This is a genomic window from Mucilaginibacter pankratovii (genome assembly GCF_014773265.1).
Lineage (GTDB): Bacteria > Bacteroidota > Bacteroidia > Sphingobacteriales > Sphingobacteriaceae > Mucilaginibacter > Mucilaginibacter pankratovii.
This window is the reverse complement of record NZ_JACWMY010000013.1, coordinates 170,995-183,464: the sequence shown is the minus strand read 5'-3', so window position 1 is coordinate 183,464 and position 12,470 is coordinate 170,995. Positions and strand designations below refer to the sequence as shown.

The following is a 12,470-nucleotide window of genomic DNA, read 5'->3' as shown; positions in this document are numbered from 1 at the left end:
GCAATGTATTTTATGTTAGGCTCTGAACAAGCCACGGGTTGAAAACTTGCAGTAGCGATAATCCTTACTTAATGTCAGCTACCGCTTTAGTCAACAACTGAATAATAGGCTGCTTATCCGGCAAAAAAGTATTGCACATAAACAGACCGCCCAGGCCCGTGGCCGGGTTAAAGAACACATAGGTGCTGATACCCGGATCGTCGCCATCTATACCGATTGTGCCATCGCTAAACAGGTTCCAGAAAAGCCCTTTGTTACGTGTGGCCATATTTATCTTACCCGGCGCGTGGGCTTTGTCAAACTGAGGTATGAAGATCTTTTTAAACAGCAACGGATTTACCAGTTTCGATTTGCCATCGTAGCCCTTCATCACCGCCATCAGGTATTTGCTCAAATCGTCTGCTGAAGTTCTTAAGCCACCATCCGGGTAAGTGAGCAGCGAGTATAACGGCACGCTCAATCCACTATAATAGAGTTTTGCGTGTTGTTTTTTATCGATAGCTGCCAGGTACCAGCCCGAACTGTTCATTTTTAGCGGATGGAGGATATATTTGTTGGCAAACGCAGCATAACTCAATCCTGATTTGATCTCGATAAGGTAAGCCGCCAGCGCAGAGCCGATATTACTGTAATTATAGTTGCTGCCTGCACCATCCAAGTCGAAGTTTTGCTTGCCGTAATATTTGCCTTTATCGCACAGGTAATTGTAAAAGAAGGTGCTCATCGATGAATCTTTTACCGTAGAGTTATATCCCAGCGACTTTAGTGCCTGCAAAACCTGCGGGTCGGTATTAACCGTATCGGCTCCAAACCGGTACGAAGCAGGGTAGATGGCAGGATTATCTAAAATTCCAGAAGTATGCGTGGCTAATTGCCTCACGGTTATTTTCTCGGCGACATGGTTTGGGTTCGATACCTTAAAAGGCAGCAGGTCATTAATGTCGGTATCCAGTGTGAAATACTTTAGTTCTACCGCCTTCATTATAGCCACGGCAATAAAACTCTTACTTACCGATCCGATATTTTGAATACTGTTTTCGCTGTAAGATTGTTTCGCTTCCATATCAGCATAACCCCATGCTCCTTTATAAACAACCTGTTTTTGATTTACCAATACAACCGCCAGCCCCGGAATGTTGTTCTTCTTTACAACGCTGTCTAATTGAAAGCTGAGCGATTCGAATTTGGATTGAGCATCGCATTGCTGAACGGTGATTAAGGAAAATGTGAATGCTACCGCAGCACATACAATGGCTTTTTTTATCCGTTTAGGCATATTTAACTTGTTAGATGTATGAACTAACCCGGCTGCAATTAACGGTTAGCGGCCGCAATAATAGCTTTCACTACTTCCACGCCGGTAACATCAATGCCATACTCGTCTTTAAGGCCGTTGCTCAGCAAGATATGGTCGTTTTGATATTCCATTTTACCGGGGACGCTGATGCGGGCCGAGCTGTGTACTTCGGTAACGTTGGTGAAATGTACCAGGTCGGCAACGTTATTTGGGTTAATGCCGCTGCCGGCCATAATGATTATGCGGCCTGCCGCTTTTTCTACCAGGTGGTTGAGCATACTGGCACCCTCCATAGCCGTACTTTTGCCACCTGAGGTAAGGATGCGGTCGCAGCCCATTTCAATGATGTCTTCGAGGGATTGGTAAAGGTCTGCGCACATATCAAATGCACGATGAAAGGTTACACCCAGGCCGTATTGTTTGGCCATGCGTACCAGTTCCAGGCAGCGGGTTTTATCTATGGTGCCATCGGCATTCAGGATGCCTATCACAATGCCGTCTGCACCGGCTTCGATACAGTTGCGTACGTCCGCTTTTATCACCTCGTACTCCAGGTCCGAATACAGGAAATCACCACTGCGCGGGCGTATCAGTACAAAAAGTTTAATGTGTAAAAGTTTCCGGGCCATCAGCAATTGCCCATAGGATGGGGTGGTACCGCCTTCGGCAAGGTTCTCGCAAAGTTCAACCCTAATGGCTCCGCCTTCCTGAGCAGCTACCGCAGATGTAACCGAATTGGAGCAAACTTCTAAGTGGACGTTCATAATTGATGGTTGATGGGGAGGTTCATAGATAATTGTTCATAGTTCATGGTAGCAAAGCAAAGGTAAAACTTCGGCTATGAACCATCAACTATGATCCATGAACCAATCTATTTCTTCTCGTCTTTATAAAAGCTTTTACCCGGTATTAACAGGTCTTGTTTAGCCGAATCGCATACCGCGAAGGAGAAACCTTCCTGTATGGCGTAAGCGCCGTACTCGCCTTTTTTGTTGATGGCCAAAAAGCCAACCTGGATCTTTTTAGCAGTCTCCGGTTTCTTTTTGATGATACGGTGAACCGCTTCCTTACAAGCATCCTCGGGCGAGAGGCCCTGGCGCATCAGTTCTACCACCAAAAAGCTGCCCACGTTACGGATCACTTCTTCGCCAACACCGGTAGACGTAGCGCCGCCAACCTCGTTATCTACAAACAAGCCCGCGCCAATAATAGGGCTGTCGCCAACGCGGCCATGCAGTTTAAAGGCCATGCCACTGGTGGTACAGGCGCCGCTGATATTGCCTTTGGCATCAATGGCCAGCATACCAATGGTATCGTGGTTGTATGGGCCGCCGGGGCGGTGCTGGGCATTCTCTATATTTATTTTCGGGGAATACTCGGCCTTTACCAGCCACTTCTTCCACTCTTTTTCAGATTCGGGTGTAAGCAGCTTTTCGCGTTTAATACCCTGCTCTACGGCAAACTGGCTCGCACCATCGCCAACCAGCATTACGTGAGGGGTTTTTTCCATCACCAAACGCGCTACCGCAATAGGGTGGGCAATATCTTCCATGGCCGCTACCGCGCCGCAATTGCCAAACTCATCCATAATGCAGGCATCAAGGGTAACATGCCCATCACGATCGGGGTAGCCGGCACGGCCCACGGTATGGTTTTTCATATCGGCCTCGGGTATTTTTACACCTGCTTCTACCGCGTCTAAAGCACGTCCGCCAGCGGCAAGGGTTTTCCATGCTTCTTTATTGGCGGCGATGCCAAAATCCCAGGTAGAAATTACGATAGGCAGCGTGCGTGCAGCAGCAGTACTTGTGTTATTGCCCGCAGGTGTTGCCAGGCTGTATTTGGAGATAGCTGCTAACGAAGCGCTCGCAGCGGTTACTTTAATGAATTTACGGCGATTAAACATGTGGCTAATATAAAATAATCAGGTATAAATACTTGCTTTTGTATCGGGTTTGATACATATGTCCCGCTGATGTACCCTTGGGTGAGTCGGAAAGTCAGTAAGTCCGAAAGTCCGAAAAGTGGAGCGGATTGTTTTGGTGAATGAAATAGCTTCATTTAACTCTTTCCGTCTTTCGGACTTTCCGACTTCCCATCTTTTGGACTTTATTCTTCCAATTCATTATCCTCCGCCAGTATCTCCCGGCAGCGCTCCAAATCGCGTTCGAAGATCTTTATTTTGATGCCACCTATGGCCTGGTTATAAAAGGGCTGGGCACCGATGGTGTTCTCATCAGCAATAAAGCAATCTATACCGGCATCTTCCAGCCGGGTGCGGATGATGTGGGCCAGCATGGGGTCGTAATAGCTGTCGAGGGTGATGATCTTATCGTTGGTTTGGTCGCTCATAATTATTAAACTGGTTTTGGGCTAAATTAGTTTAATTTCGTTTATTTTGAGGTATGAACCGCATCGACCGCATCTCCGCCATCCTCATTCAATTGCAATCGCGCAGGGTAGTAAAAGCCAGCGACATTGCCGATAGGTTCGGTATCAGCCTGCGCACCGTCTACCGCGATGTGCGTTCGCTGGAGGAAGCGGGCATCCCCATTATCGGCGAGGCAGGGGTGGGTTACTCATTGGTGGAAGGTTACCGTCTGCCGCCGATTATGTTTACCCGCGAGGAGGCTACTGCGTTTTTAACAGCCGAAAAGTTTGTGGAGAAAATGACAGATGCCTCCACCGCCGCGCAACATAAATCGGCCATGTATAAGGTTCGCGCCATTCTCAAAACAGCTGAGAAAGACCTGCTGGAAAGCATGGATAATAGCATAGCGGTGCTAAAAAGCCAAACCCAGCGCCGGATAGATAATAACGACCACCTACAGCCCATCCTTAATGGCATAGCCAATAAAAAGGTGCTTTGTATAGATTATATGGCCGGTTACACCCAGGTAAAAACCAACCGCGATATAGAGCCGGTAGGGATCTTTTACCTGGATAGTTACTGGCATATGATAGCCTACTGCCGGATGCGTAAAGATTATCGCGACTTCCGTACCGACCGCATCCGATCGCTTACCGAAACCGAACATACCTTTGATGGCAAGCACCCTACGCTTAAGGCCTACATCGCCCAAATGGCATTTGACCATAAGCTGGAAACCATTGTGATGCGGGTAGATAACGAGATAGTGCGATATATAACCGATCAGAAATATTACAACGGTTTTGTATCAGAAGTGCAGCTGCCGGAGCAGGTGGAGATGACTTTCTTAACCATCTCGGTAGAAGGCTTTGTGCGCTGGTTTATGATGTACGGCGACCGTGCCGAGATCGTTAGCCCGGCTTTTGTAAGGGACAGGATAAAGGCCATAGCGAGCGTTATTGCGGAGAGGAATTGAGTACAAAAAATTCAAACCCGTCATCCCGAACTTGTTTCGGGACCCCACGCGACAGGTAGCCACCCTATATTGCCGATATGCACCACAGCAACCTTGCATGTGGGATGCTGAAATAAATTCAGCACGACGTTTCCTCCTGCTGACATACTGTTGTCACTACCCACCGCTTTCTTTGCCATCCGTTCCAAACGAAACGTCATCAATCTTGTTAGTAAAATGAAAGCCGAGCCCCGATACTGGATAACCGTTGTATCAAAAGATCATCTGGCGCGCGGTGTTGCGGGTGGTTTTATGCAGGCCAACCATGGCAAAGAAGGCCCGCTTAAACGGCTGGAAGAAGGTGACTGGGTTGTATTCTATTCGCCCAGGGTAAGCTATGGCGGCAAGGAGCCTTTGCAGGCTTTTACTGCAATTGGCAGGGTTTGTGATGGTAACATCTATCAACATAAAATGACCGAAGACTTTACGCCTTACCGCCGCAATGTAGAGTTTTACCAGGCGGAAGAAACACCAATAGCCCCGCTGATAAACGATTTGGACTTTATAGAAAACAAAAAAGCCTGGGGATTTAAGTTTAGATTCGGCTTCTTCGGGATAGGAGGGCAGGATTTTGAGCTGATCAGATCGGCGATGATAAAAGGAAAATTGACACCAACCATTAAATTATAAACCATGGGAAACGTAAAATTAACAACCGAAATAACGTTCAATGCATCGAAAGCTGAAGTGTGGAACGGACTAACCGACCCTGAAATGGTAAAGCAATACTTCTTCGGTACCAACCAGGAATCGGCCTGGATGGAGGGCAGCCCCATTGTTTGGAGTGGCGATTGGGAGGGTAAAGCATACCAGGACAAAGGCACGATACTGGAAATTACACCCGGCGAATACGTGAAATATAGCTACTGGAGCAGCATGGGCGGCACCGAAGATAAGCCCGAAAACTACCAGTATGTGAGCTACCAGTTGGATGAAAAAGATGGCGCAACAACCCTCGTAATAAACCAGGAAAACATTAAAGACGAAGCGGCCAAAGCGCATTCCGAAGGGAGCTGGCAGGCGATATTTGGTGGCTTGAAAAAGATGCTGGAAGAGAAGCAACCCTTAACAGAAGGGTAGGGGCGAGGCTTTAAATAATATTTTTCACCCCATGTTTTTAGCCCAAATACAAGCTATATTTAAGATATGTATTTTGTATCGGTAACGCGTTTAAGGGTGAGGAGCTATCGGTTTTTACCTTCCTTTTTATTGGCCAATGAAGGCTCGGTAAGGTTGATAAAAACCATCGGAGGCTTTGTAGGCGGAAAGGAACTGGTAGACAAAAACCTCACCTTTTGGACAGTCACCGTGTGGGAATCTGACGCCGCAATGAAGGTTTTAGATCAGCGGGGCGCATAAAAAAGCAATGCGTAACCTCCCAATCTGGTGCGACGAGGCAGCCTACGCGCACTGGCTACAGGAGGAAAATGCCTTGCCGGCATGGGATATTTTACACGAAAGATAGCTTGCCGAAGGGCGTTTAAGCAAGGTGAAATACCCGTCGATCACCAGGGGGTGATGGTATTTCCGCAGCCAAAGTGGACAAAAACCGAGCGTAAACTTGTTTCTAAAATAAATAGATAGTGTGTTTTAAGTATTTCTCATAAAAAGCTGTTTATTAGTTGTTTATGATTCGGTATAATAAATAGTAATACCGACACTTAGGCCACAGCAAAGAAACCGCCCTCCTCCCGATAAGTATTTAAACAAATTATTGATATGGTTTATATAATAATCTGTTAATTAGTATAATTATAAATAAATATAACAATTAGTAATACAGCAAAATGAACATTAAAACAGTAGAATTACCCATGTTTTTTGTGGCGGGCATCTCCGTGCGTACCATCAACCAGGATGGCCGTGCTGATAAAGATATCGGTAGCCTTTGGCAACGTTTCACCCAGGAAAAATTAGCCGATAAACTGGATGATAAAGAAGGCAACGAACTCTATTGCGTGTACACCGATTACGAATCCGACCATACCGATTATTACACCGCCATCCTGGGTTGTAAAGTAAGTTCCATCGAATACCTGCCCGAGGGTTTTACCGGCAAAGCCATCCCGGCAAGCACGTACAACGTTTACACGCCGGAGGGGAAATTCCCGGCAAATATTGCCGCTACCTGGCAGCACATTTGGGCCACCGCAGAAGGCCGTATCTACACCGCCGATTTTGATGTTTACGATGTGGCCGGCAAAGGTTTTGAGGACATCCAATCGAAGGTTTACGTGGCGGTTGATTAACCATAGGTGTTCAACAAATTTAATCTGTTCCCCATCGTCCAAGGACTCCTTTGGGAGAGGCATAGCTGCCAACTTAATACTTTGAATTTTTAAAGAGCCATCGGCTCGACTAATATTGTAGCGGCGGGTTTTAACCCGCCGATGCCCCAGGGTTTTAATGAGTGCCGTAGGTACGACCCATATTTGCGATTTATATTGGCCGAACCGACGGTTCTTTAGGCTGGTGCTATTTTGCAACAACGGATTGAAATCCGTTGCTATAAAATCGGTCGACGCTACGCGTCTGCTTCACCCCGAAACTGTAAGCCTCCTCGCTTGGGGTAGTCGACAAGCGATAGTCCCCACAGCTGTGGGGAGGGTGAGTAAAATACGCGAGCGATAAGAACGTAAAGGTTTCGAATACGAGAGATTTCCTCTCTACTCACCAATTCAAAGTAAAACTTTAATTACATTGTTTTATGGTTGATTTTTTGAGGTGAAAAATGTTTTGGTTTAGTTACATTTGAAAAAGCACTGATCGTAAACCAAATTTTTAGCCCATGTTCCGGAAGTTGCATCTCGTATGGCTTTTGATAGCCGGTTGCATTTTATATTGCCTGCATGCCTGCAACTCTGCAGGGCAGCAAATGGATGAGGAACGGGTGCCCGATACGGTAAGCTACAACTTTAATATCCGCCCTATACTTTCTGATAAGTGTTTTAAATGCCATGGCCCCGATGCCGGGCATCGCGAAGCCGACCTGCGGCTGGATCTCCCCGAGATCGCCTACAGCGCTTTAAAAGATAACCCCGAAGCACATGCGCTTGTCCCCGGCGATCCTTCGCTTTCGGAGGTTTACCGCCGCATCTCTACAAAAGACACGGCGGAGCAAATGCCGCCCGCTTCATCAAACCTAAAAAAGCTTAGTCCCTTTGAGGTGGACCTGGTGAAGAAATGGATAAAGCAAGGTGCCAGGTACGAAAAGCACTGGGCCTTTGTAGCGCCGCGCGCTCACCCTGTTCCGCAGGTTAAAAATACCGACTGGGTGAAAAACCCGATAGACAACTTTGTGCTGCAAAAGATGGAGCAAAAAGGTTTTGAGCCGAATGCCGAAGCGGATAAGGAACGCCTGCTGAAAAGGGTGTCGCTTGATTTGACAGGGTTACCGCCATCATTAAAAATGATGGACAGCTTCCTCGCCGATAGAAGCCCCGACGCCTATCAAAAGGTGGTAGACCAATTAATGGCCGCCCCGCAGTATGGCGAAAAAATGGCCTTGCACTGGCTGGATGTTTCGCGCTATGCCGATTCGCATGGTTACCAGGATGATAATTATCGCAGCCAGTGGCCCTGGCGCGATTGGGTGATCCACGCCTTTAACGAGAACCTGCCCTACGATAAATTTATTACCTGGCAGCTTGCCGGCGATCAGCTCCCCAACGCCACCAAAGAGCAGATACTGGCTACCGCCTTTAACCGCAACCATAAAATTACCGAAGAAGGCGGCGTGATAGATGAAGAATACCGCGTAAGCTACGTTACCGACCGTACCAATACCTTTGGCAAGGCCATGCTTGGCGTAACCCTGGAGTGCGCCCACTGCCACGACCATAAGTACGACCCCTTCTCGCAAAAAGAATACTACGCGGTTTTTGCTTTTTTCAACAGCGTGAAAGAAGTGGGGCTGCAATCTACCGTTGGCGGTGCAGAAACTTACGCCAAGCGCCCGATGATGCAGATCAGTAACGATGATATAAAAAAGGTGTTGAAATTTATCAACAAGCAGGATACCGATAAGCTCATTGTATCCATTATGGCCGATAGCGATAAAGTACGTCCAACCTACATTTTAAAACGCGGCAATTACGATACCCATGGCGATGAAGTTACCGCGGGTACGCCAAAATCCATCCTGCCGTTTACCGGGAACTATCCAAAGAACAGGCTGGGCTTATCAGAGTGGCTCTTCAATAAAAATAATCCGCTTACAGCAAGGGTTTTTGTAAACCAGGTTTGGCAGGAGTTTTTTGGCAAGGGCATCGTCAAAAGCTCCGGCGATTTTGGGATGCAGGGCGATCTGCCTTCGCACCCCGAACTGTTGGATTGGCTTTCGGTTGATTTTAGGGATCACGGCTGGGATATGAAAAGGCTGGTAAAACAGGTGGTGATGTCGGCTACGTACCGGCAGTCGGCGGTGGTTAGTCCGGAAAAACTGAAAAACGACCCTGATAACATTTTATTTGCCCGCGGCCCGCGTAACCGCTTACCGGCAGAGTTTGTGCGCGACCTGGTTTTGGCCAGCAGCGGCCTGTTGAACCGTAAGATTGGCGGGCCCAGCGTAAACCCTTATCAACCGCCCGGCCTTTGGGAAAACGCCACATCGGGCAGGGGGCAACTGGCTACCTACAAGCAGGTACACGGGCCCGATCTTTACCGCCGCGGTATGTACACACTTATTAAACGCACCGTACCGCCGGCATCATTGGCAATTTTCGATGCCAGTAACCGCGACCAATGTGAGGTGAAACGCCTGCGCACCAATACACCGCTGCAGGCGCTGGTAATGCTGAACGACCCAACCGTGCTGGAAAGTGCAAGGGTGCTGGCAGCCAAATTATTGCATGATAACAGTCAATCGAAGGATAAGATCATCAAGGCATTCCGCCTTGTTATGTGCAGGCATCCGCAGGAAAAAGAACTGGCAATTTTAACGGCATACTATAATGAGGAACTAAAAAGCATGACAAAGGCGGATGCCGATAAACTACTGAAAGTAGGCGAGTACCCTGTGCCCGCCAATGCCGATAAAGTAAAGCTGGCGGCGATGATGAAAGTGGTTGACGCGATGTATAATTTAGAAGAGGCGATAACAAAAACCTGATATGGAAAAAGACTTTTTAGAAAGCAGGCTCAATATCAACCGGCGCAGGTTCCTGTCGAGGCTGAGCTTGGGAATTGGCAGCGCGGCCCTGGGTTCGCTGCTGATACCCGATCTGTTTAGCGGGAAGGGTGAGGAGGCCGAGGCTGATTTTATTGCCGGTATCCCCAACTTTGCGCCAAAGGCCAAAAGGGTGATCTACCTGTTCCAGGATGGCGCGCCATCGCAGCTGGAATCCTTCGATTACAAACCCAAGCTTCGGGAAATGATGGGGCAGGAGCTGCCACCGTCGGTGCGTGGTAACCAGATCCTGACGGGGATGACCGCCAAGCAGGCATCTTTTCCCTTAGTGGGCTCTTTTTACGATTTTAAGCAATACGGGGAATCGCGCGCGTGGATAAGCGATCTGTTTCCGCACATCGGTAAAATAGCGGATGATATCTGCATTATCCGCTCGATGAACACAGATGCCATTAATCACGATCCTGCGCTTACTTTCTTCCAAACCGGCGCCCAGCAAGGCAACCGTCCCAGTATGGGCTCCTGGGTGAGCTATGGGCTCGGGAGCGAGAATAAAAACCTTCCGGCCTTTACGGTGCTGCTTTCTAAAGGAAAAGGCAATGGGCAGGGCGTGTACAGTAAGCTTTGGAGCAATGGCTTTTTAGATTCTATCCACCAGGGCGTACAGTTCAGCAGCGGCGAAGACCCAATCCTGTACCTCAACGACCCTGAAGGGTTGAATCGCCACGAGCGCCGTAAGATGTTGGATAATTTGGCAGCACTGAATGATATCAATTATAAGGAATTCGGCGACCCGGAGATCAACACCAAGATACAGCAGTACGAGATGGCCTACCGGATGCAGACCGCGGTGCCCGAGATCATGGATGTTTCTAAAGAATCGGACGATATTGTAAAAATGTATGGCCCCGAATGTTTGATACCAGGCACCTACGCGGCCAATTGTTTGCTGGCGAGGAAACTCTCGGAGAACGGTGTTCGCTTTGTGCAGCTTTACCATCAGGGTTGGGATCAGCATAATAACCTGCCGCAGGAAATGGCGGGCCAGGCCAAGGATGTTGACCAGGCCTCGGCAGCATTGGTTACCGATCTGAAACAACGCGGTCTGCTTGATGAAACGCTGGTGATCTGGGGCGGCGAGTTTGGCCGCACCAATTATAGCCAGGGTAAACTGGATGCAGCAAATTACGGCCGCGACCACCACCCGCGCTGCTTCAGCGTTTGGATGGCCGGCGGAGGCATTAAGCCGGGAATGGTTTATGGCGAATCGGACGAGTTTGGGTACAATATTGTGAAGGACCCGGTACACGTACACGATTTCCATGCCACCATCCTCAACCAATTAGGCATCGACCATACAAAACTAACCTTTAAAAGCCAGGGGCGCCGCTACCGTTTAACGGATGTGGCCGGTAATGTGGTGAAGGGGATAATAACTTGATCAAAACTAATTACCACGCGTCATTGCGAGGAACGAAGCAATCTCTACGCAGGACGAGCCGCAATGCAAAGTGGATAAGCACATCGGGAGATTGCTTCGTGCCTCGCAATGACGGGGTGTTAATTAATCGGTGAAATCAAAATAAAATCGGTGAAATCCAAAAAATAATATGGAAAGAAGACAATTTATAAAGCACACATCAGTCCTCTCCGCAGGTATTTTTATTACAAAAGACATGTTAGCAAAAAATGATGGCCCGGTTTACGGGCATGGCAACATGCGTTACCGGCTGGATAAGGAATGGAGCAAGGCCGATTCGCAAAAGAACCCCGTGAACGATTGCCATGAGATGGTACAGGATAGCAAAGGCCGCATTTTGCTGCTTACGAACGAGACGAAGAACAACGTACTCATCTACAATAAATCGGGTAAGCTGCTGAGCACCTGGGGTCACGATTTCCCGGGCGCGCACGGGCTTGCCTTGTTTAACGAGAACGGCACGGAATTTTTGTTCATCACCGATACCGTAAAGCACCAGGTTTATAAAACCACGCTGGATGGGAAGCTATTGATGACCATTGATGCGCCGATGGAAACCGGCGTTTACAAAAAGGCGGAAGAGTTTGTACCTACGGAAACCGCAATTGATACCAACGGCGATATCTATATTGCCGACGGTTACGGAGCGCAATACATTACCCGTTATGATAAAGACGGCAAGCTGAAAGGCTACTTCGGTGGCAAAGGCGAGGGCGACGAGCATTTGGATAATGCTCACGGTATTGTTATCGACAGGCGCAAGGGAACGCCAACCCTACTGATCACCGACCGTACCCGCAACTGCTTCAAACGCTTTAGTATGGATGGTAAGCTGCAGGAAATTATTAAGCTGCCCGGCGCCTGCGTTTGCCGCCCGGTTATCAAAGGCGACCACCTGTACGCCGCTGTGCTGCGCTCGCCTGATCTGGGTAAGAAAAACTCCGGCTTTACTACTATCCTCGATAAAAACAACAAAGTGGTATCCAACCTCGGCGGTACCGAACCGGTTTACGTAGATGGCGTATTGCAACCTATGGCCCAGGCTGAAAAGATCTTCTCAAACCCGCATGATGTATGCGTAGATAACGACGAAAACTTGTATGTAGCGCAATGGGCATCGGGCAAGGTTTACCCTTATAAATTTACACGCGTTTAAACCCATGCAGTACCACGTTTGAT

General features: G+C 48.3%; 12 protein-coding genes. 8 read left to right on the top strand and 4 right to left on the bottom strand.

The genetic code is table 11. The features are described 5' to 3' along the window. Positions 1–64: 64 nt before the first annotated feature. The 4 genes from IDJ77_RS22880 to IDJ77_RS22865 form a co-directional block, all read right to left on the bottom strand. Positions 65–1,276, bottom strand: a complete 1,212-nt coding sequence (locus tag IDJ77_RS22880) for a serine hydrolase domain-containing protein (RefSeq protein ID WP_191191305.1) — start codon at positions 1,274–1,276, stop codon at positions 65–67. A 38-nt stretch (positions 1,277–1,314) separates the two neighbouring features. Next, on the bottom strand, positions 1,315–2,061 hold the full coding sequence (locus tag IDJ77_RS22875; RefSeq protein ID WP_191191304.1) for a copper homeostasis protein CutC: 747 nt from the start codon (positions 2,059–2,061) through the stop codon (positions 1,315–1,317). Between the two features lie 107 nt (positions 2,062–2,168). Beyond that, complete coding sequence (locus tag IDJ77_RS22870) at positions 2,169–3,203, bottom strand: N(4)-(beta-N-acetylglucosaminyl)-L-asparaginase (protein WP_191191303.1); 1,035 nt, start codon at positions 3,201–3,203, stop codon at positions 2,169–2,171. A 203-nt stretch (positions 3,204–3,406) separates the two neighbouring features. Beyond that, positions 3,407–3,649: a putative signal transducing protein gene (locus IDJ77_RS22865; RefSeq protein ID WP_191191302.1), complete on the bottom strand. Its 243-nt coding sequence runs from the start codon at positions 3,647–3,649 to the stop codon at positions 3,407–3,409. Positions 3,650–3,702: 53 nt separating this feature from the next. Here IDJ77_RS22865 and IDJ77_RS22860 point away from each other — a divergent pair, with 53 nt between their 5' ends. The 8 genes from IDJ77_RS22860 (at position 3,703) to IDJ77_RS22825 (ending at position 12,447) form a co-directional block, all read left to right on the top strand. Further along, positions 3,703–4,644 carry a helix-turn-helix transcriptional regulator gene (locus IDJ77_RS22860; RefSeq protein ID WP_191191301.1) on the top strand — a complete coding sequence of 314 codons (942 nt, stop codon included), beginning with the start codon at positions 3,703–3,705 and terminating at the stop codon, positions 4,642–4,644. 216 nt (positions 4,645–4,860) lie between these two features. After that, positions 4,861–5,313: an EVE domain-containing protein gene (locus IDJ77_RS22855; RefSeq protein WP_191191300.1), complete on the top strand. Its 453-nt coding sequence runs from the start codon at positions 4,861–4,863 to the stop codon at positions 5,311–5,313. A gap of 3 nt (positions 5,314–5,316) precedes the next feature. Next, a complete protein-coding gene (locus tag IDJ77_RS22850; RefSeq protein WP_191191299.1) occupies positions 5,317–5,763 on the top strand; it encodes an SRPBCC family protein in 447 nt (148 codons plus the stop codon). 66 nt (positions 5,764–5,829) lie between these two features. Next, positions 5,830–6,042: a hypothetical protein gene (locus IDJ77_RS22845; protein ID WP_191191298.1), complete on the top strand. Its 213-nt coding sequence runs from the start codon at positions 5,830–5,832 to the stop codon at positions 6,040–6,042. A gap of 428 nt (positions 6,043–6,470) precedes the next feature. Next, positions 6,471–6,932, top strand: a complete 462-nt coding sequence (locus IDJ77_RS22840) for a GyrI-like domain-containing protein (RefSeq protein ID WP_191191297.1) — start codon at positions 6,471–6,473, stop codon at positions 6,930–6,932. A 539-nt stretch (positions 6,933–7,471) separates the two neighbouring features. Further along, positions 7,472–9,793 (top strand): PSD1 and planctomycete cytochrome C domain-containing protein, encoded by a 2,322-nt coding sequence (locus IDJ77_RS22835; protein WP_191191296.1) that lies wholly within the window; start codon positions 7,472–7,474, stop codon positions 9,791–9,793. A gap of 1 nt (position 9,794) precedes the next feature. Beyond that, positions 9,795–11,252 carry a DUF1501 domain-containing protein gene (locus tag IDJ77_RS22830; protein WP_191191295.1) on the top strand — a complete coding sequence of 486 codons (1,458 nt, stop codon included), beginning with the start codon at positions 9,795–9,797 and terminating at the stop codon, positions 11,250–11,252. Positions 11,253–11,487: 235 nt separating this feature from the next. Continuing rightward, on the top strand, positions 11,488–12,447 hold the full coding sequence (locus IDJ77_RS22825; RefSeq protein WP_224751203.1) for an NHL repeat-containing protein: 960 nt from the start codon (positions 11,488–11,490) through the stop codon (positions 12,445–12,447). Positions 12,448–12,470 lie beyond the last annotated feature (23 nt).

Bases quoted from the DNA above. Each gene is read 5' to 3' on its own strand.
- IDJ77_RS22880 (WP_191191305.1), bottom strand. From the start codon at position 1,276: ATGCCTAAACGGATAAAAAAAGCCATTGTATGTGCTGCGGTAGCATTC.
- IDJ77_RS22875 (WP_191191304.1), bottom strand. From the start codon at position 2,061: ATGAACGTCCACTTAGAAGTTTGCTCCAATTCGGTTACATCTGCGGTA.
- IDJ77_RS22870 (WP_191191303.1), bottom strand. From the start codon at position 3,203: ATGTTTAATCGCCGTAAATTCATTAAAGTAACCGCTGCGAGCGCTTCG.
- IDJ77_RS22865 (WP_191191302.1), bottom strand. From the start codon at position 3,649: ATGAGCGACCAAACCAACGATAAGATCATCACCCTCGACAGCTATTAC.
- IDJ77_RS22860 (WP_191191301.1), top strand. From the start codon at position 3,703: ATGAACCGCATCGACCGCATCTCCGCCATCCTCATTCAATTGCAATCG.
- IDJ77_RS22855 (WP_191191300.1), top strand. From the start codon at position 4,861: ATGAAAGCCGAGCCCCGATACTGGATAACCGTTGTATCAAAAGATCAT.
- IDJ77_RS22850 (WP_191191299.1), top strand. From the start codon at position 5,317: ATGGGAAACGTAAAATTAACAACCGAAATAACGTTCAATGCATCGAAA.
- IDJ77_RS22845 (WP_191191298.1), top strand. From the start codon at position 5,830: ATGTATTTTGTATCGGTAACGCGTTTAAGGGTGAGGAGCTATCGGTTT.
- IDJ77_RS22840 (WP_191191297.1), top strand. From the start codon at position 6,471: ATGAACATTAAAACAGTAGAATTACCCATGTTTTTTGTGGCGGGCATC.
- IDJ77_RS22835 (WP_191191296.1), top strand. From the start codon at position 7,472: ATGTTCCGGAAGTTGCATCTCGTATGGCTTTTGATAGCCGGTTGCATT.
- IDJ77_RS22830 (WP_191191295.1), top strand. From the start codon at position 9,795: ATGGAAAAAGACTTTTTAGAAAGCAGGCTCAATATCAACCGGCGCAGG.
- IDJ77_RS22825 (WP_224751203.1), top strand. From the start codon at position 11,488: ATGTTAGCAAAAAATGATGGCCCGGTTTACGGGCATGGCAACATGCGT.